The sequence below is a fragment of the Coriobacteriia bacterium genome (genome assembly GCA_030652115.1).
GTDB lineage: Bacteria > Actinomycetota > Coriobacteriia > Anaerosomatales > Anaerosomataceae > UBA6100.
Genome location: JAUSBK010000008.1, coordinates 42,883 through 62,806, shown reverse-complemented (window position 1 = coordinate 62,806; position 19,924 = coordinate 42,883). Strand labels below are relative to the sequence as shown.

Annotated in this window: 16 protein-coding genes; 2 read left to right on the top strand and 14 right to left on the bottom strand. The window is 65.2% G+C overall.

The window, feature by feature from the left end; translation table 11 throughout:
* Positions 1 to 12: 12 nt before the first annotated feature.
* The 7 genes from Q7W51_06645 to Q7W51_06615 all read right to left on the bottom strand — a co-directional run bounded on the left by Q7W51_06645 (position 13) and on the right by Q7W51_06615 (position 9,176).
* The gene (locus Q7W51_06645) at positions 13 to 1,494 is read right to left on the bottom strand and encodes a mannose-1-phosphate guanylyltransferase/mannose-6-phosphate isomerase (protein MDO8848046.1); all 1,482 of its coding nucleotides are present in this window, start codon (positions 1,492 to 1,494) and stop codon (positions 13 to 15) included.
* Between the two features lie 66 nt (positions 1,495 to 1,560).
* The gene (locus tag Q7W51_06640) at positions 1,561 to 2,181 is read right to left on the bottom strand and encodes a NeuD/PglB/VioB family sugar acetyltransferase (GenBank protein ID MDO8848045.1); all 621 of its coding nucleotides are present in this window, start codon (positions 2,179 to 2,181) and stop codon (positions 1,561 to 1,563) included.
* Entirely contained in the window at positions 2,178 to 3,278 is a 1,101-nt protein-coding gene (locus tag Q7W51_06635) for a DegT/DnrJ/EryC1/StrS family aminotransferase (GenBank protein MDO8848044.1), read from the bottom strand. Before Q7W51_06635 ends, Q7W51_06640 begins: the two co-directional genes overlap by 4 nt.
* Before the next feature lie 10 nt (positions 3,279 to 3,288).
* A complete protein-coding gene (locus tag Q7W51_06630) occupies positions 3,289 to 4,902 on the bottom strand; it encodes a flippase (GenBank protein MDO8848043.1) in 1,614 nt (537 codons plus the stop codon).
* A 214-nt stretch (positions 4,903 to 5,116) separates the two neighbouring features.
* Entirely contained in the window at positions 5,117 to 6,910 is a 1,794-nt protein-coding gene (locus Q7W51_06625) for a hypothetical protein (GenBank protein MDO8848042.1), read from the bottom strand.
* Positions 6,903 to 7,460, bottom strand: coding sequence for a GtrA family protein (locus Q7W51_06620; GenBank protein ID MDO8848041.1), 558 nt, complete (start codon positions 7,458 to 7,460; stop codon positions 6,903 to 6,905). Before Q7W51_06620 ends, Q7W51_06625 begins: the two co-directional genes overlap by 8 nt.
* A 75-nt stretch (positions 7,461 to 7,535) precedes the next feature.
* Positions 7,536 to 9,176 carry a hypothetical protein gene (locus Q7W51_06615; GenBank protein ID MDO8848040.1) on the bottom strand — a complete coding sequence of 547 codons (1,641 nt, stop codon included), beginning with the start codon at positions 9,174 to 9,176 and terminating at the stop codon, positions 7,536 to 7,538.
* A gap of 297 nt (positions 9,177 to 9,473) precedes the next feature.
* Between Q7W51_06615 and Q7W51_06610 the strand changes: the two genes are divergently transcribed.
* Entirely contained in the window at positions 9,474 to 10,412 is a 939-nt protein-coding gene (locus Q7W51_06610; protein ID MDO8848039.1) for a glycosyltransferase family 2 protein, read from the top strand.
* A gap of 6 nt (positions 10,413 to 10,418) precedes the next feature.
* Here Q7W51_06610 and Q7W51_06605 read toward each other — a convergent pair whose 3' ends face one another.
* Genes Q7W51_06605 through Q7W51_06595 form a run of 3 tightly spaced genes read right to left on the bottom strand, consistent with a single transcriptional unit; the run spans position 10,419 to position 13,965 of the window.
* Positions 10,419 to 12,014 carry a hypothetical protein gene (locus tag Q7W51_06605; protein MDO8848038.1) on the bottom strand — a complete coding sequence of 532 codons (1,596 nt, stop codon included), beginning with the start codon at positions 12,012 to 12,014 and terminating at the stop codon, positions 10,419 to 10,421.
* 11 nt (positions 12,015 to 12,025) lie between these two features.
* Positions 12,026 to 12,994, bottom strand: a complete 969-nt coding sequence (locus tag Q7W51_06600; GenBank protein MDO8848037.1) for an NAD-dependent epimerase/dehydratase family protein — start codon at positions 12,992 to 12,994, stop codon at positions 12,026 to 12,028.
* Positions 12,994 to 13,965 carry a glycosyltransferase family 2 protein gene (locus Q7W51_06595; GenBank protein MDO8848036.1) on the bottom strand — a complete coding sequence of 324 codons (972 nt, stop codon included), beginning with the start codon at positions 13,963 to 13,965 and terminating at the stop codon, positions 12,994 to 12,996. Before Q7W51_06595 ends, Q7W51_06600 begins: the two co-directional genes overlap by 1 nt.
* A 185-nt stretch (positions 13,966 to 14,150) precedes the next feature.
* On the opposite strand from Q7W51_06595, the gene Q7W51_06590 reads away from it, so the two are divergent.
* Positions 14,151 to 14,882, top strand: coding sequence for a class I SAM-dependent methyltransferase (locus Q7W51_06590; protein ID MDO8848035.1), 732 nt, complete (start codon positions 14,151 to 14,153; stop codon positions 14,880 to 14,882).
* Here the strand turns inward: Q7W51_06590 and Q7W51_06585 are convergent.
* Genes Q7W51_06585 through Q7W51_06570 form a run of 4 tightly spaced genes read right to left on the bottom strand, consistent with a single transcriptional unit; the run spans position 14,879 to position 19,918 of the window.
* A complete protein-coding gene (locus Q7W51_06585; GenBank protein MDO8848034.1) occupies positions 14,879 to 16,054 on the bottom strand; it encodes an acyltransferase in 1,176 nt (391 codons plus the stop codon). The genes Q7W51_06590 and Q7W51_06585 overlap by 4 nt on opposite strands.
* Before the next feature lie 18 nt (positions 16,055 to 16,072).
* A complete protein-coding gene (locus Q7W51_06580; GenBank protein ID MDO8848033.1) occupies positions 16,073 to 17,080 on the bottom strand; it encodes an acyltransferase in 1,008 nt (335 codons plus the stop codon).
* Positions 17,070 to 18,869 carry a thiamine pyrophosphate-binding protein gene (locus Q7W51_06575; GenBank protein ID MDO8848032.1) on the bottom strand — a complete coding sequence of 600 codons (1,800 nt, stop codon included), beginning with the start codon at positions 18,867 to 18,869 and terminating at the stop codon, positions 17,070 to 17,072. The genes Q7W51_06580 and Q7W51_06575 overlap by 11 nt, the downstream gene beginning before the upstream one ends.
* A complete protein-coding gene (locus Q7W51_06570; GenBank protein ID MDO8848031.1) occupies positions 18,866 to 19,918 on the bottom strand; it encodes an NAD-dependent epimerase/dehydratase family protein in 1,053 nt (350 codons plus the stop codon). Before Q7W51_06570 ends, Q7W51_06575 begins: the two co-directional genes overlap by 4 nt.
* Between the last annotated feature and the right edge of the window lie 6 nt (positions 19,919 to 19,924).

Below are 19,924 nucleotides of genomic sequence, written 5' to 3'. Positions count from 1 at the left end.
GGAGCACGGCAGTTAGCGCCCGTAGTCGTCGGAGTACCTGATGATGTCGTCCTCGCCGAGGTACTCGCCCACCGCTACCTCGATGACCTTGAGCGGAGCCGAACCGGGATTCTCGAGGCGATGCACGATTCCTGCGGGCAGGTAGACCGACTCGTTCGCGTGCAGCACGACCTCCTCCTCGCCGCGAAGCACGCGCGCCTCGCCCGCGATGACGATCCAATGCTCCGAGCGGCGCTCGTGGCTCTGCACGGACAGCCGCTTGCCCGCCAAGACATCGATCGACTTGATCTGGAAGCCATCGCCCCTCATCAGCAGCGTCCAGCTCCCCCACGGCCGTAGCGAGGACCGCGACGTGCTGACCTCCTCGGCGCCCACCTTCTTGAGCATGTCGACGATCAGGCGAACGTCCTGCACGCGGTCCTTTGCCACTACCAGCGTCGCGTCGGCCGTATCCACCACCACCGCGTCCTCAAGCCCGAGCGTGGCGACCAGGCGGTCGGGAGAGTAGACGATCGTCCCGCGTGAATCGACGTCATATGCCCTGCCAACGAGCACGTTGCCTCGCGCGTCCGCATCGCCAAGCTGCGCGATTGACAGCAGCGAGCCCACATCGGACCAGTCGAGATCGGTCGGCACCACCGCGACGTTCGCCGAGACTTCCAGCGCCGCCTTGTCGAAGGGGACGGCCGGCAGCGAGCCGTAGAGAGCACGCCCCTCGTCGGTGAGCCACTCCGCGCGATCGAGGTGGGCAAGCTGCTCGGCCACATCGGCGATGCGGCGGCCATCGACCGACTCGGGCGTCCGTGCTGCGTCACCCGCACGTCGGAGCTCGTCGAGGATCACCGAGGCCTTCGCCACCAGCATGCCTGAGTTCCAGAGGTAGCCGCCCTCCTGAACGAAGCGCCGGGCCGTCTCGGCGTCCGGCTTCTCGATGAAGGCCGCCACCACATGCCCGCGGACCTCGCCCACGATGCTTCCAGGAATCTCATCGCCGGCGTGGATGTATCCATAGCCGGTCTCGGGTCGCGACGGCTTGAGGCCGATCGTCACCATCTGCCCCGCTGCTGCCAGGCCTGTGGCCGCCGCGATGGTGTTGCGCCACATCTCGCCGTCCTCGAGCAGGTGATCCGAGGGCAGCATGATCATGATCGCCTCGGGGTCCCGTTCCACGAGCACCGCCGCAGCCAGCGCGACCGCGGGTGCCGTGTTGCGGCCCATCGGTTCGACCATGTAGTCAATCGAGAGGTGCGATAGCTCCTCGTTCGAGATGAGATGGTTCCTAAGCTCGTCGAACAGCGGTTCCCCGGTCACAACGTGCACCGCATCGGGCGCGGTGTACGGCATGATCCGTCGGACCGCGCGAGCGATCAGGCTGATGCCGCCGAAGATCGTGAGCATCTGTTTGGGGTTCATCTCGCGCGAAAGCGGCCAGAACCGCGAGCCACTACCACCTGCAAGGATGACCGCATGCAGTGCGGGTCGATCGTTGTTCATGACAGTCTGCTCCCTATCGCGTCGTACCCGGCGGTCGCGGCCGGCATCCTCGAACTGACCGGTGCCTCAGCGTGACCGGGCCGGAACACCGATGACAGTCATGCCGGCAGGTACGTCCCTCGTGACCACGGCACCGGCACCGACCACAGCGCCCCGGCCGATCGTCAGGCCCGGTAAGATGATCGCCCCCGCGCCTAGATACACGTCATCTTCGAGTGTCACCCATCCGGATACGCGGCACCCGGGACCCACCACGGCGCACTCTCCGACGCGCACGTCGTGGCCCACGGTTGCCCCGTAGTTGACGAGAACGTGCGCTCCCACGACCGCGTTCGAACTCACCACTGCGGTGGGCGCCACGATGCTGCCGGGTCCGATAGTCGCCGAAGGCAGTACCACGGCGGTTGGATGCACCACGAGCATCGGGTCGAGGCCGGCGGCCTCCATCTCGCGGATCTGCTCCCGGCGCGGCGCGGTGTTGCCAGCGCCCGCAACGCCCAGCAGCGGTCGCCCGGGAGGGAGCGCCTCAACAGAACCGAGAATCGGCACGCCATTCAGGACCTCACCTGCACGGGACGCGTCCGCGTCGATGAACCCGACGATGCGTGGAGCGTCGGACATCGCCCGGGCGTACTCGGCAACTTCGCGGGCAAGTCCACCCGCGCCGAAGACGACGAGATCGCTCATCGGGCGTGTGCCCCCTCGGCCATGAAGCCGCGAATGCCCGCGCACACTTCGTCGATCTCGGCATCGGTGAGTTCGGGGAACGATGGCAGGTTGATGCCCGATGCGCCGAGGCGCTCGGCAACGGGAAAGCGGCTGGACGTCTCGTACATCGGCAGCGTGTGCGCCGGGTAGAAGAACGGCCGGGTCTCGATGCCGCGCTCCTTGAGATATGCCATGAGCGGGTCACGGAGTGACGGTTCCACGAGGACGGACACCATCCAGTAGACACTGCGCGCCCACGGCATCTCCGGGGGCAGCGTGAGGCTCTCGACATCCGCGAGCGCCTCGACATATCGATGAGCGAGGCGGCGCTTGGTCTCGATCACGTCGTCGACACGCTCGAGTTGTGCAACGCCGATTGCAGCGGCGATGTTCGTCATGCGGTAGTTGAAGCCGACCACATCGTGCCAGTAGGTGCGCGTGGGCGACACGCCCTGCCCCCGCAGATGGCGGCAGCGCTCGGCGAACTCGGCGTCGTTGGAAACGACCATCCCACCCTCACCGGTGGTGATGATCTTGTTGCCGAAGAAGCTGAACGACCCGGCAAGCCCCATCGCCCCCACGCGGCGGCCACGGTACTCGGCGCCGTGCGCCTCGGCGGCGTCTTCGATGACCGGGATGCCGTGCTCGCGGCCGAGGGCAAGGATCGGATCCATGTCGGCGGGATGACCGTACAGGTGCACGACCATGATCGCCTTGGTGCGCGGCGTGATCTTCGCGGCCACATCGGCGGGGTCGAGGTTCCAGTGCACCGGGTCGGAGTCGACGAAGACCGGGGTGGCGCCGGTGTATGTGATGGCATTGACCGAGGCCACGTACGTCAGGGTGGGCACGATGACCTCGTCGCCCGCGCCCAGACCGAGTGCCTCGAGGATGAGGTGCAACGACACGGTGCCGTTACAGGTTGCGACGGCATGACCGGCACTGATGAAGGCAGCAAAGCCCTCCTCAAAGCGCTGCAGATACGCGCCTTTCGAGGAGATCCACGTCGATTCGACCGCGTCGGCGACGTACGCCTTCTCGGTTGCGCCTATGAAGGGCCGGTAGACTGGGATCATCACGCCTCCACTACGTCGTGTGAGCACGCTTGCCGGTGAACTGCGCCACCAGCGCCTTCAGTAGCTGCCGGTCGCTCTCCTGTACGAAACCCAGCAGCTGGTACAGCCCCACGAAAGATGCCCCGGACACAAGCATCACCGCGGCGGTCGTGAGCAGGCTGCCGCAAAGCGGGCGCATGAGCAGCGCCAAAGCAAGCTGGATCGCGCCCACAAGCCCGATTCGCCAGTATACCTTGAGGAACTCGAAGCCGGACATCGCCAGCACGCGCCGCTCGATCGTGCGCACAAGGATCGGGACGCCGAGCAGCGCGGCGATGAGGTACGAAGCCGCCGCTCCGGGAACGCCGAAGCGAGGCACAAGGACGAAGAACAGCCCTATGTCCGCTGCCGCCATAGCAACCGTGAACAGGGCGTTCACCTTCGCCCATCCAGCGCCATTGGCGATCTGCCAGGGTATCGCGGTGAAGCTCAACAGGTAGTACGTGGCGGCCAGAAGAACGAGCGCCAGCGAGCTGCCGGCCGCGATCTCCGGTCCCATCCAGTAGCGCAGGAACCTGTCGCCGAAGGCGGCAAGCGGAACGGCGATGCACGTGATGAGGATGTAGACCATCCGGCTGCCCTCGATGTAGAGACGATGCAACCGCTCTCGCTGATCGGTCTCGAACAGCGTGACCGACATGGGGAACACAACGCCTGTTGCTGCAGCGGTGAGGCCCTGTACCTGGCGCGCCAGCCCTCCCGGAACGACGTACAGAGTCACGGCCGCCACCCCGAGCATGTTCCCCACGAGCAACTTGTCGAGCTGGTAGAGCACCATCACGCCGATCGTCGAGATGAGGAAGTACCCGCCGAAGCTGAAGAGCTCGCGGAACATCGCGAGGTCCCAGTGCGGTCTCACGGCAAGCGTTGGCAGCAGGCGCTTGGCCGCCACGAAGTGAACCGGCATCGCAGCCACGCCCAACACCAGGCCCACAATCTGGATCTCGACGAGCCCCTTGCCCAGAGCAAGCAGTGTCACCACGACCACCGTGCTGATGGCGCTGATCGCGATGCCGATCCTCGTCGAGACGTCGTAGCGCTGCAGCGCGGTTGGAATCGAGGCGAACGCGCCGGTGACAATCGAGACGAGGAAGCTCGGCCCCGCGAGGTAGAAGGCGATCCGTGCCGTGTGCTGCAGGTCCGCGGGAATAGACAGCCACCGCGTGACGAACACGTCCGCGAGCAGCATGATGCTGCCCCCCACCACGACGCCTACCACCAGGTAGAATCCGAGCATCGTGGAGACGACCTTGTTCACCTGCCCGGGCTCGCTGCGCGCGTGGTAGGCAGCAACCTGGCGGGTGCCCGCGGCACCGATTCCCAGATCGAGCACTCCAAAGAAGCCAAGGGTCACGCCAACGATCGTGAGCACGCCGTAGAGTTCCTGGCCGAGACGCACCACCATGAACGGCTGGACCGCCAGGGCGACAAGCAGCGGCCAGGCGAAGTTCACCATGCCCCACACCGAGTTCCTCGCCGCCCTGTACGCCAGCGGCGTTTCAGGTACGACGGGGATGTCCGGCGGCTCGATGTCCTCCGACTCGGGCAACGTCACGTCTGCCCGGTCGGGTCCGGCGGCGCTCATGCGCGCAAAGCCGGACAGGGGACGGATGAAGACATCTGGTTCTGCGCTCCTCGCGAGGGTCGCCGGGCGGGTACGAACATCGGCAGTCTAGCACAGGGTTCCGGCCCTCCCCCGCAGGTGGAAGGCCCCGTAGCCGTGCCGTCAACCACGCGGAATCGACCAATCGCGGGCAGACCGCGGGATGCGTCAGCCAAGGGCGACCGACGCCGGCTCCCTACTTCTCGAGCACGAAGAACGCGTAGCGGCCGTCCGGGCTCTCGACCGGGTCACGGTCGCCGAGTGCGGAGGCTATCTCCGCCTCGAGTTCCCGTCCGCCGTCATCGTAGCCACGCCGATCGACGGTAAGGCCCGCGAATCCCTCCTCGGCAAGCCGGGCGAGCATCGCGTCGACATCGAGCTCGGTGGTCTCAGCCTGCCAGGTCGCTGCCTCGCGACCTGCGAAGGCGCCCGCGCTCCAGTGAAGAGTAGCCGAGTGCAAGTACAGGCGCAGGGGATCGTACACTCCCGTGCCCTCGGGGGCAGGACCCTCCGGATACGTGACGTACGGGAGCTGGAAGACGAGCGAATCATCGGGCAGCGCCGACTCTACATCGGAGACGAAGGCAGCGTCGCTGTCGAATACCGCGGAGATCTCGTCGTAGTCGGGAGCCACAGCCGCAGGGTTGGTCTGGTCGAGCACGCCCACCACAAGCAGCAGCGCAAGTCCGATCGCGACCGCTACCCGCCTCGCACCGCTCCAGCCGCCGCGTACCACCCGCGCCACGAAGACGTCGGCAACCCACGCGACCGCCGCGATCGAGGCGAACGCAACGTAGACGGTGATGCGGTCATACGCACGAATCTGCGGGAAGCCCAGGAACGCGATGACCGAGCCGACGCCCCCAACAGTGCCGAGCAGGAACGACGCCACGCCCAGCAATGCAAGCTTGCCCGGTGTGCCGTGGGCACCGCCGGGCGGCGCGCGGAACGGGGCGGTCAGCGCCCAGAACCCGAGCACGAGCAGACCGAGCGCGCCCACCACGCCGAGCGACGAGTCGTAGGCGATGAATGCCATGCTCGGCGAGATCATCTCGAGCGAGTCGTGCAGGAACTGCTTGGCCTGCGCGAAGCGCGCGATTCGGTGATCGTCCATCGGATAGACCAATTGTGTGAGGCGCAGACCGAAGAAGTCCGACTCCACGGGCTGCCGCGAGTCGCCGGTGTTGTTGCGACCTTCGTTCGCCCAGTACGCGTAGCTCGGCGCCATCTGCAGAGCAAGCAGCACGACTACGCCGACAACCACCACAAGCGCAGGCAGCAGAGCCCGCCACGTGCGGTCGCGGTATGCCGCGATCATCCCCGCGAGCACGACAAGCACCAGACCGAAGTACGCGTAGTACATGCCACACGTACCCATGAGGAGCACGACCCCCCACGACCACAGAGGCAGCCCGAGCCACCGGCGTCCAGTGACGGCTGCACCCGATGGCCGCAGGACAACGTCGGCCACCAGCGCGATCACAAGCGGGACGACGAAGTACGCGCTCAAGAACAGGTGGAAGGTCACGCGCGACTGGTGAAACGGCAGCAGCGCGTAGAGCAGTGCGCAGACCGCCGCGACCGGCCCGCTCATGCCGAGCCGCCGCAGCGACCATGCGGCTGCCGCAGCAATCAGCGGGTACGTCAGCAGCGCGAACAGATTCAGCACCGCCACGTAGTTGCGGACGAACCGCGAGATCAGCCAGATCGTGGCGATTGAGGACGCATCGGCGTTCGGGAAGTCGAAGTACTCCGCTGCATCGGGGGCACCCAGCCACGCATTGCTGTACGCATGCCCGTTCTCGATGATGCCCTTAACGCCCACCGACGCAGCGATGCCATCATCGGTGTAGGTGATGGGCACGCTCGCCAGATTCCCGGCCAGGCCGAGCACCCAGATGCCGAGGAGCAGCGCCACCAGGCAGATACCGGCGTAGTAACCCACGCCCCGCCACGCGCCGCGGCGGCTATCCGGGGGCATGCTACGCATCGCCGGTCGCCGATTCCGCGGCGGCGCCACCGGTAGCGTCATCAGGCTCGGACTGCTCGCCATCCTCGAACACCTCTTCGCTGATCTCTCCGACCTCAAGAGGCGTGCGGAATGTGAAGTACTTGTGCCCGAGGTAGCTCACGACCGTGACGATCGCCGTGTTGACGAGCGCGCCGATCTGCGGCGACAGGCCGACCACACGGACCACGAACCAGAGCAGACCGGTCCCGATGAACTGGGACGGTAGGTACACGAAGTAGGCACGGAACGTCTGGCGCCAGAAGCTGCCCCCCTTGCGGAAGACGAGGTACTTCATGGTGGCGGTACTCTGAGCGACCGCGAAGACCCAGCCAACCCACCCGACGATCAGGTAGTACTCGCGGCCGATCCACTTGATCGCTGGCACACTCGAGGATTCTAGCGAGCCCACGGGCCCACCCAGCAGCCAGAGCATGAAGAGGAACAGCAGGTAGCCGAAGAGCGTGTTCCAGCCGCCCACAGCAAGGTACCTGACGCGCTCGTCGTTCATGAGCCACCGCAGCAAGCGCATGTGTGAACGCACCTTCCGTGAATGAGAGGTCACCAAATGATAGACCATGCCGCAGAAGGCACGCGGCCGCGGCCTCTAGCGCATGAGCGGCGGGTACGCGTCGATGTGGCGATCGGCAGCCGTGTACGGTCTGGCGTGGACCGAAAGGGCCCTCCCGAGCTCGGCGTCGAGCGCGGCCCGGTCCGTCCAGTCGAGGATCATCAGTCGGAGCACCTGTGAGGTCCGGCGCAGATCAAGATCACCTCGCACGATGGTGACGAGGCAGTCCGGGGGACCACCGGCCCAGTCCCCTGCCTTGTAGTACGGCTCGTACGCGACATTGTGAGTCACCGTCTGGTAGTTGCCGAAGTAGTAGACGCGTCCCACCGCGTATCGCGTCTCATCTCCGAACGCCTCGGCGAGCATCCCCGTGTACTCGTAGAACATGCGCTGAGTCACGTCCAGGTCCTGCGTCTCGTCCTCAAGGAGGATGAAGTGGGAGTCGCGCACAACCGGGTCCGCCTGGAACGCCACTATGAGCGCGCGCTGCTTGAGCCAGTCGCGCTCGTATGCCAGATAGCTGCTGACATGCACGACGGCCGAAATGCCGATTGAAAGCACGAGAACGCCGTATCCGATTCGTCGACTCACGCGGCCACCGCGAACCAACCAGTACACGAACGCCACCGTCAGAAACGCGCCCCCGAAGGGCACCAGCAGCTGATGGCGGGTGTCCCATCCGTAGTTACCGGGCGCCTTGCCTACTGCGGCGTACGGCGCGACGGCGAGCACGAGCATCGCCAGACCGGTGAGCGCCAGCTGTGCCCACCGCTTGGAGTGCTGGAGCGGTCTGCGCCACAACATCAGCGCCACGACCACGCACACCACAAACCCAACAGCGAGCGGCACTTTGAACGGCAGCGATCCCGCAGCTTTGACTATCGGTCCCACAAGAACGTTGTAGAGACCGGTTCCAAGCAGCTCGAGGAAACCGTCATTGGCGCTACCGGGGGTGTTGTAGTCGGCGTAGCGCCCGGAGGGCTGGAACCACACGCGCGTCACGACCCAGTAGGCCACAGGCAAGATCAACTGATCCGCATAGCCGAGGAGGCGACGGACGATGTGCCCGAGGCCGCGCGTTTCAGGGGGATGCACGATAAGCACGAGGAGAGGCACGACCGCGAAGAAGACGAGGAGCGAACCCGTGCGGAACGAGATGAAGAAGAGAACTGCCATGAGCACCCGCACCGGTATGGGCGGGCGAGGCCCGTAACGAACCAGGAGCCAGAGAGAACACATGAACAGGGCAACACTCAACGGATACCCAACCATGACAAGCGCGATGCGAGACTCGAAGGCCGGGAAGACCGAGAAGACCATCGCAATCCACATGGCCGCATCGCGACTGACTCCTGGCAAGCGCCGCAGCACATCGTAGAGCAGCAGGGAGGCGACGAGCATCGACGCGAAGGTCAGGAATCTGCTGAACGTGATGCCCGACTGGCTGTAGTAGAACAGGTCGTTTATGGATGCTGGCCACGTGGAGCCCATCTCGGCGACCGCCGTCGCAAGAACCTGCCGGTCCAGCTTCCAGAACACCCAGTCGTCCCAATACAGACCGCGGTTGAGCAGGCTGACGGCATGCGTGAGCGAGTAGACAAGGGCGATGAAGGCGATCCTCAGGCCCGAAGGCCACTCGAGACCGGTGCGCTCGACCGTGTCTGCGGCTGATGCCACCCCACTGCCCTCCTATCGAATCGACCGGACCAGGAGCCTGGGAATCTCGGACCGCAGCTCTTCCAGATCCGGACAATCGTCGGACATGAGGAAGAATATGGTAGGTATGCGCAGGAACGCACCCATGATGGCGGCGAAGCAGAGGAATGGCAAGCCAGCAGTGCCGATGCTAGGATGTCGGGGGTCCCTCGGGACGCCTGCGCTGTGGTCCGTGTGCGGGTGCAAGCAGCTCACCCATGCGATCCTGCTGGCGACTTTGACGCTACCGATGCCCGCCGAAGAGAAGGCGCACCCGTAATGAAGAGACTCATCAGCGTGGTCGTCCCCTGCATGAACGAAGAGGGCAACGTCGTTCCCCTCTACGAGCAGGTCGCCGAGGCGTTCTCGGCGACCGACTACGAATTCGAGCTGATCTTCGCGGACAACGCATCCACTGACGGAACGCAGGAAAAGCTGCGGGAGCTCGCCGCCCGGGACAAGCGCGTGAAGGTGATCTTCAACATGCGCAACTTCGGCCATATCCGGTCGCCGTACAACGCGCTCTTGCAGGCCAAGGGCGACGCCATCATCGCGATGGTGGCCGACTTGCAGGACCCGCCCGAGCTCATCCCCGAGTTCCTCAAAGGATGGAGCGAGGAGGGCTACAAGATCGTGCTCGGGCAGAAGACCGAGAGCGAGGAGTTCGGGCTCTTCTTCCTGCTCCGGAGCGTCTACTACAAGATCGTCACCGCCATGGCCGAGGTGCCACTGCTCCAGCACATCACCGGATTCGGCCTGTACGACCGCGAGGTGATCGAACAGCTGCGAGCGCTCAATGACCCGTACCCGTACGTGCGCGGGTTGATCTCGGAGTTCGGCTATCCCGTGAAGCGCATCGCGTACAAGCAGCAGAAGCGCAAGAGCGGCGTGACCAAGAACAACTTCTACACGTTGTTCGACATGGCCATGCTCGGCTTCACGAGTCACTCGAAGGTGCCGCTGCGCCTGGCGAGTCTGATCGGCTTCGCCACCGCCATCATGAGTCTGCTCGCCGGTCTCGGATTCTTCATCTACAAGCTGTTCAACTGGACCGAGGTGTCCTTCGGCGTAGCGCCGATGGCCATCGGGCTGTTCTTCTTCTCCTCGGTGCAGCTGATGTTCCTCGGCGTTGTGGGCGAGTACGTGGGCGCCATCCACACGCAGGTCCAGAAGCGGCCGCTGGTGGTCGAGCGCGAGCGGCTCAACTTCGACGAGTGAGGTGCCCTACTCGGCAGGCTCGGCGCTGACCTCGAGAACACCCTCGAGTCGCTCATCGAAGCCGGGGCGATCGACGCGCTCGCGCCACATGAGTTCGAGCAGCGTGGGAACGTGGCGTATGTCCGTGTCGCCCGGACGGATCGTCACCGTGTAGCCGCGTACAGGCTCCTCCCACTCCCACCAGTGGTACTGACGATACTCCCTGTACGCCGTGAGCTGCGCCGCATAGCCGGCGCCGAGCGCTTCGTCCCAGGCGAACCGCGTGGGCTCATCGAAGACGCTGTACATCATGCCGCTCAACTCATACGGGAGGTAGCGGCGGTCGAGCGCGTTGAGCTCTACTGCCTCATCCCGGATGACGAAGTAGTTGCCATCGCGAAACGCCTCGCTCGCCCGCATCTCGGCCATCAGGGCCACTTGCTTGTACCAGTCCGCCTGGTACATGAGCGCGAAGCGCGCGTCCATGACGACGAATCCCGCAGTGAGCGCAAGTAGGACGGCAAGGCCGACGCGCCTGTCGATCTTGAGCGAGCGAACGAGCGCCATCACGCCTGCATAGAGGATGAGAGTGGCCCCGAGTGGAACGAGCAGTTGATGCCGGCTGTCCCATGCGTCGACACCGACCTGCTGCGGGATCTTACCTACAGCAAGGTACGGAACCAGCGCGAACACAAGCGCTATGACACCCGCGCCTGCGATCTTGGCGTAACCGATATCGTCGCCTTCGCCCTCTCTCCGCTTGCGCGATCGCATAAGCAGGTAGATTGGTACCGCAAGGCCGAGCGCGGGTAAGGCCGGAAGGAGCGGCGCGAACAATGATCCCCTCACAGCGGCCGGTAGCTCGAGCAAGCCCGTGATCGAGTGCAACCCGAACTGGTTGTACCCCTCGTAGAGGCCCCACGGCACCTGTGCGAACGCGCGGTAGAGCACCGCGATCACCGGAAGCAGAATCAGGTACCCGTACTGCTTCAGGAGTCCTTGCCGCTTGGTCGTGTTCGCGAGATCGCCGCGGCAAATCCACAGCACGTGTCCGATGACGATGGCTATGAACATCAGCATCGATGCCGTCGTCACGAGCGCAAATGCAAACAGCACCGCGGAGATGGCTCTTCGGGCCAGACGGGGCCGATCCAGATCGATCACCACGAGGTACCAGGCTGCGTAGAACGCGGCCAGTGTGACGGTGTACTGGAAGTCGATGTGTGCCACCCTCGCGGCGTTCACGGGGAAGAGCGCGAACAGTAGCGAGACCGTCAGGGCCATCGATGACGAGACACCCGGCGTCTTGCGGAGCAGTCGGTGAAGAATGATCGCCACAGCGAGGAACAGCAGGAAGGTCAGTGCATGCAGGATGTACTCCACGCCCGGCACCCAGGAGATGACGAGCCACAGGTAGCCCTGCCATGGCTGACCGGGCATGTCAGCCATCGTCAGCGCGGTAGGCACCGACAGCCGGACCAGGCACCAGTCATCCCAGTACCGGCCGCCGTTGAAGAGGATGAGTCCCCATCCGGCGGTGTACGCCGCGATGATTGTGAGCGTGGCGGCGTCGAGCCATCCTGTCAGGAAGCGGCGTCCAGACCGTACCTGCGCCGTGGACATCGAGGACACATTCATCGCGACCGGGCGCTTTCGAGGAGCGTGGCCAGCCCCTGCTCAAGCGACACCGTCGGGGCCCAGTTGAGAACCTCGCGGGCTATCGAGATGTCGAAGTAGTAGTCCCCCGTTTCAACGGAGGCCGCATCAAGCGGCCACGGCTCTCCGGTCAGCACGGTGCCGCTACCACACACTGTCATGACCAGGTTCGCCGCTTCCAGCAACGATGTACCGACGCCAGAGCCGATGTTGATGGCCCTCCCCCCGGCGTCCGGAGTGAGGGATGCGGCAACAGCGGCCGAAACGACATCATCCACGTGCACGAAGTCGCGAAGCTGGGAGCCATCTCCGTAGAGGCGGATTGGCTCACACCTGATCGCACAGTCCACGAAGAGGTTCAGAATCCCGTATCCGGCGTTCGCGGGTCCTCCGACGATGTGTGGCCCGTAGGGGTTTGGCAGCCGGAGCACCACCGTGTGAAGCCCATAGAGTCGAGCGTACAGGTGGTAGTAGTCCGAACAGAGCGCCTTGTGAAGTGCGTAAGGATTCGAGGGTCGCCGCGGGTGATCCTCTGAGAGTGGAAGACGCTCAGGTGTCCCATACTCGAGCCGCGACCCCGCGAAGACCACACTGGCCTCTGGTGCATACGCGCGCACGGCCTCCAGCAACACGAGTTGCGCACCCGCGCTCGTCTCCAGATCGCGCACGGGTTCTTCGAGCGAGCGCAGCGCACCCAGCCCACCCGCGAAACAGTAGATGTGATCGACGCCCTCGATAACCGAGGTCACGAGCGCCGCATCGGTGATGTCCCCACACACGCTCTCGGCTCCCGCAACGGGGCAGGGCGCCAGGTCCAGCGACCGCACCGATGCGCCCTCTGAGATCAACCGGGACACGATGTGCGAACCCATGAAGCCCGACCCGCCGAAGACCACACACTGCCGCCCGGTCATCATCGCGCCGGTCGGCTCAAGCGAAGGCGGCATCAGCTCTCGCCCTCTTCGGCGGGAAAGTTGTGCAACTCGCTCACGAAGTACAGCGGTCTACCCTTGGTCTCGTAGAAGATGCGCGCGATGTATGAGCCGAGCAGGCCAATGGACATGAGTTGCACGCCGCCGAGGAAGAGCACGATGAGGACTACCGAAGTCCACCCTTGGAGTACGGCGTCAGGGTGCACCATCTTGTTCACGACGAGGTACATCCCGTAGAGGAACCCGACGATGGTGACGGCAGCGCCAAATCGGCCAGCGAGCAGGAGCGGTTTGCTCGAGAAGCTCACGATGCCGTCGCTCGCCAGTCGGAGCAGCTTACGCATGGTGTAGTTGCCCTTGCCCGAGAACCGTGGGTCGCGCGAGTATTCCACCGCACACTGCTCGAAACCGAGCCACGCCACCATGCCCCTGATGTATCGGCTTTCCTCGCGCATGCTTCGCAGCGCGTCGGCCGCCTTGCGGTCGAGCAGGCGAAAATCGCCTGCATCGAGCGGCAGCGGTGTTTCGCTCATCCACGACAGCAGCCGATAGAACAGCGCTGCCGAGACCCGCTTGAACGATCCCTCGCCCTTGCGCTCGACGCGCTTCCCGTACACCACGCCGCAACCCGCACGCCAGCGCTCGACCATCTCGACGATCACCTCGGGCGGGTCCTGTAGATCATCATCGATGGTGACCACCGCATCACCCGATGCGGCATCGAGTCCCGCCGAGATGGCCACCTGATGACCGAAGTTGCGCGACAGCGAGACCACACGTACCCGGGGATCGATGGCCGCGATTTCGCGCAGTACGCGCAGCGCATCGTCGGGACTGCCGTCGTTCACGAACACGATCTCGTGATCGAGCCCCGGAATCGTCGACAGCACCTCGGTCAGTCGGCGATGCGTGTGAGGCAGGATCTGCTCGCTACCGTAGACCGGTACGACGACCGAAAGAAGCGGATTAGCGGTGGCCGATGACAAGCTGTCTCCTTGCTGTTCGCACGCTCGCCGCACCGTGGCGAGACCTCTGCATACGATAGCATGCGACGCTCACTGATCCTTTGGCGCTCAGTACTCCGACGCGACCTGGACTGCACCACCGCGGGCATGTAGTGTCACAGGCGTGGCGCCCCACGCGACCGCAGTCATCGGCAGACGGGACGTGCATGGATCCGACCTACCTGGCATCATTCGGCTCACTCGAAGACCGCCACTGGTGGTTCAGGGCACGCCGTGAAATCGTTGCCGATCAACTGAGGCTGCACGTGCACGGCGACATCGCCGACCTGCTCGACGTCGGAGCCGGGACGGGCGGGGCACTATGCCACCTGCGTGAGCACTTCCCCGACACCCGCTGCCGTGGCGTGGAACCTGACACCGGAGCGCGGGAGACGTGCCTTCAGCGGCATCTTGACGTCATCGCAGGAACGGCTGATCCACTCCCGTTCGAATCGGCGAGTCAGGATGTGGTCACGGCACTGGACGTACTCGAACACCTCGATGACGACATCTCTGCCGCGCTGGAGATAGCACGGGTGCTGCGGCCTGGCGGTATCGCACTCGTTACGGTCCCGGCGTTCGCATGGCTGTGGGGACCGCACGACACGCTGAATGCGCACCAGCGCCGCTACCGCAGATTCGAGATCGAGCAGACCGTGACCGCCGCAGGGCTCGAAGTGGAGCGCGCGTCGTACTTCAACACGCTGCTGTTCCCACTGGCCGTGGTGCAACGCATGGCCGAGAAGCTCATCGGCAAGCGCGGAGCCACCGAGAAGGTGCCGCCGGGTCCGCTCAACGCCGCCTTCTACCACGTGTTCAGGCTCGAGATGGCGCTGCTGCGCCACATGCGGCTGCCATGGGGCGTCTCGATCATCGTGGTGGCGCGAAAACCCCGCTAACCATGCCCGCCGGCATCGGCGAGCGCGGCCGCGTTCCCGCGTTCGCGCAGGCGACGGATGACGCTCTTGCCGTAGTCGATGTAGGGCAGCTCGAAGAGGGCGTACGAGGCTTCCGCAACGGCAAGCGCCACCAGCAACATGACCGCGAACTGGATGGCGATACCCGCCCCCGTGGTCGTGACCCAGGCCGGCACTGTATCGCCCAGCCGCCGCATCACAACCGGCATGAGCGCTACCCACAGTATGGGATGACTGACGTACAGCGAGAACGATCGGTCGCCGAGATACGAGAAGAGCCGCCCGAGGGCGGGCATGCCGCCAAGCACCCAGCCGGTGTCCCGCTGTGCCAGGTAGACGATCAACGACGCGAGCGCGGTGAAGACCGGGTACTTGTAGATCGGATCCCACCTGCCGTCGAAGTACGACGGAAGGACGAAGAGTGCCGCCAGAAGAGACAGCATGATGCCGTTCTTCGCCCACATCGGGATCCTACGCTCGGCGATCGGGGCCTGCGCCTGCGGCACGTCAGCATCGGTGAGCAGGCAGATCAGTACTCCCATAAGCAGCGCGTCGGCCTGTGTGTGCGTAAGGAACCCGATGGCCGCCGACGGCGTCATCGCCCGGAACACCGTGGATACCGCCACAACGCCCGCCGCGCAGACTCCGATGAGCGCCTTCTTGCTCCGCACCGCTAACACCAGAAGGGGCAGCAGGACGTAGAAGTGCATCTCGACGGCGAGCGACCAGTAGTGACCGAACATCCCCGACGTGCTTGCGGCGGCGAACCGGTAGTTGTACAGGCCTGACAGAAGCCACTTGACCTCTTGCGTCCACGGCAGCGGCCACACGACGCCCTCGCCGATCATCGCGATACCAGCCACGACGACGATGGAGATGAGCACCCAGAACGTGGCGACGGGCAGGATCCTGAAGACGCGTCTCAGGTAGAAGTCCCTCAGGAAGGTCGCGTGCTCGCGATCGAGAGCGGCACGCGTACCGGGCAGCCGCCGGATGATAGAGCGCGTCACGACATAGCCCGAGATGACGAAGAACAGGCTGACTCCCGTGTAGCCGTGTATGAGGGCGTTCGGGAAGCTCAGACCCGTGTGGCCGAGGATGACCATAAGGATGGCGAACGCCCTGAGCTTCTGGATGTCGGCGAGCTTTTTCACAACGTCCTTCCGGTGGTCTTAGGCGACCATCACGCGCGTGACACGATTGGAACGTAGCAACCAGACCGTGAGTGTCGCCGCACCGAGGACCGCGGCCCACATGAGCGGGACCCACACGATACTCGTCACCTTCCATGACGGCACGATGGCGAAGAAGAACTGCAGCCACAGGATGTGCGTCACGTACACCCCGATGAGGTAGTCCCGTCCCCAGGCGAGTCGGTCAACTCCGAACCAGGCAAGGCCGTTGCGCGCGCCCCACAGAATGGCGAGCGCGGTGCCGATCCACAGCGTGGTCTCGAGCGTCGTGTGGACACGTGGATCGAGCAACGACGACCCAAGTCGCAGTAGCCCGACGGCAACCATCGCGGCGGGCGCAAGCCACAGCAGACTACGGGGGGCCGGCCTCAGGCGGCTCGCCCTGACCTCCATCCCTGCAAGGTACGCGACGAGCCATCTCGGCGCGAGGAGGAAGTTGGCGAGAGGGTGTGTTGCCACCGTCTCCCACAGCGGCGACCAGTACAGCGCAACGGTCAGCGCAATGCACAACCCGAGGAGCAGCCGTCGCATGAGCGCGTTTCGGGCGAGAATCTCCACCGCGATGGCGAAGTAGATGAGCATCGGGAGGCTCCACAGGATACCGTGGGCGCCTGCAAGGAACACCACGTTCGTGATTTCGGGCAGTGCGAACGGCGCACCCTGAAGCACCTCGCGCTGACTCCATGCGACAAGGATCAGGCTCCACAGTGCGTAGGGAACACCGAGGCGGGTGATACGCCGGAGCAACCAGCGCCCTCCCCTGCCTCCGGTCTCCCCGTGGAAGTAGCCCGATACGGCGAAGAAGAAGAAGAGCGACCACAGCGGCGCCACCATGAGGAAGGTCGCTATCCTGCCTCCGGGGTTCGCCGCCACGTGGTGCAGCACAATGCCGGCAGCGGCGAGGTACTTCAGGCCGTCGATCGTCGCATTGCGGGGCTTCCCGGCGGGAGCCGGTGCATCCACGCTCTGCTGGACTTCACTCGTCACTGAAGAGCCCCATCACCGCGGCATGCTCCTCGCGCGGCAGGAACGGGTACTGATCGTCGAGCGACGGCGACACCATCGTCCCATCCTCGAGCCTGCGCGAGACCGTCTTGGGCTTCTTCTCCTGCAGGAAGTCGATGTTCGCCTCGACGAGCCACGGGCCGTCCTCGGCCATGACCTCGGCGATGCCGTCGGCAAGATCGTCGTTGGTCGAGAGCAGCTTGTACCTGAGGCCGTAGGCCTCGGCGAGCGCGCCGAAACGCGGGTTGGCGAGGCCGGACTCGGCATGGCAACCGTAGAAGCGGCCGTCGAAGAAGTTGGTCTGCGTGGCGCGGATCGTCTCGTAGCCGCCGTTGTTGAGGACGAACACCTTCACGTTGAGGCAGTTATGGCCGATGGTGAGCAGCTCCTGGATGTTGAGTTGGATGCTGCCATCGCCGGTCACGAGCACCGTGCGGCCACCTTCAGACGCGATGCACGCGCCCACCGCGGCGGGCAGGTCCCAGCCCATCGCACCGTAACCGTAATTGGTGATGACACGCTGGCCCGGCTTGACCGCGAACGAGTGATGGATCGAGACGGCGTCCGAGGCGTTGCCGGTAAGCACGATCTCACCGGGCTCGCAGGCGTGTCCGATCTCTGCGGCGAGCACATAGGTGTTCACGTGTTCGGAATCCTCGTAGTAATCGTCGGTGACGATCGGGTAGTCGCGCTTCCAGGCGGCTGCCACCTCGAGCCAGCGCGAATCGAAGGCAGTGTCGTGCACCGGGACCTCGGCGACGAAGCGGTCCAGGAACCACTTGGCATCGGCCAGGACGGCGTCGTCGGCGATGAAATGCGGCTTGCGCATCTCCTCGGCCTCGATGTTCACCATCACGCGACGCGCCTTCGGCGCAAAACCGCTCGTGTCGAAGCCGACGTCCTTCACGGCCATGCTCGCGCCGAGGCACAACAGTAGGTCGGCGTTCTGGAGCGTGAAGTTCGCACGGCGCTGGCCGGTGGGGCCGAAGCGGCCGAGGTACTGCGGGTGGTCTTCCGGCAGCAGGTCCATGCCGCCCATCGTGGCCACTACGGGGCAGCCGACGTGCTCGGCGAAGCGCACGAACTCGGTCTCGGCGTGTGCGATGTGGATGCCGTTGCCCGTGACGATCACCGGACGCCTGGCGCCGCGGAGCAGCTCTGCCACGCGCCCGATCGAAGCGGGATCGTTCGTACCGGGCTCGAGGGCCTCCGGCACCGGTGCATGCGCCGCCGCTGTAATCCACTCGGGATCGAGTTCGGCGGACTGGATGTCGAGGGGGATCTGCAGCCACACCGGCCCCGGCCTGCCCGAAGTGGCGATGCGCGCGGCCTTCTCGAGCTCGGCGGGGATGTCGGCGGCATGCATGACGGTCGTAGCGTACTTGGTGACTGGACGCGCCATGTCGATGACGTTGATCTCCTGCGGCCCGATCTGGCGGTGTTTGGCGTAGTCGGCGATCAGGTTGGTGCGGACCTGCCCGGAGATGACGAGCACGGGCACCGAGTCGACAAACGCGCCGGGGATGGCCGAGAGCGCGTTGGTAGCACCGGGGCCACTCGTCACGAGGCACACGCCAAGGTCACCGGTGATGCGCGCGTACGACTCAGCGGCAATCGCACATGCCTGCTCGTGGGAGTTCGCCCAGTAGGTGATGTCGGCGCTCCTGCCGAGCGCGTCGAGCAGGAACATGATCCCACCGCCCGCCACCGTGAAGACGTCCTTCACTCCGCGGGACGCGAGGTTCTCGAACATGTAGTCGGCAACGATCATCGTGAGTCACCTTTCGTGGCGCGGTACCATGCGGCCGTTCGCACGATGCCGTCCTCCAGAGTCACCAGCGGTGCGAGTCCGAGTTCCTCCCGAGCGCGCGTCACGTCGGGCACATAGCGCCGCGGCGGCGCACCCGCCACAGGCTGCTTCGCGACCTCCACCTCGGCCGCGCCGTCGAGCGTGCGGGCCACGGTGTCGGCGAGTTCGCGGATGCTGAGCTCGGCATCGGAGCCCACATTGTACGCGCGCGCCGGCGCGCCTGCGAGCAGGACCGTCCACAGCCACCACGCGAGATCGGCGGCGTACAGATACGAGCGCATCGGTGTGCCGTCACCCCCGATGCGGATCGGGGCTCCGGCGAGCGCGTCACGGATGAAGTTGCCCACCGCATACCCGGCGTCCATCGGCAGGTGCGGCCCCACGAAGGCGAAGAGCCGTGCGATCGCCACCGGCGTGCCGACCTCGGCATGAGCCGCCGCGCACAGGAACTCGGCGGCGCGTTTGCCGTGCGCATACGCTGCACCCACGTCGTTCGGCACGGGCGCGATCCCGGCGTCCTCGGGCACGTGCGTGACATCGGAGGGCTGGCGTCCGTAGACGGCGCCCGAGCTCGTGTAGAGCATGCCCGCCACCCCGCGCTCCGCGGCGAGAGCGAGCACGCGCCTCGTGCCCTCCACGGCGGTGTCGAACTCGAGCGATGGCCGTGCGGACGCGGCGATCTGGTTGGTCTCGGTGGCCATGTGGAGTACGTGCGTGATGTTGCCTTCGGGGAACGCGAACGTGCGCATGTCGCCCGCGACGAACTCGATCGCCGGATCGGCGACAAGGTGCGGAGCCTTCGCGGCGAAGCGCGCCGGGTCGCGCGAGAGCGCGATGACGTGCGCGCCAAGCCCGAGCTCCCGGTTCGCGCGCGCGAAGCTCTCGAGCATCCAGCGGCCGACGAACCCGGTGCCGCCGGTGATGAACAGCCGGCCGCCCCTGAGCTGCTCCCAGAGCGCACCGGTGCAGTCCACGACGTGGTCGAGATCGGCCGCCAAGGGGTTGGTCACGGTCAT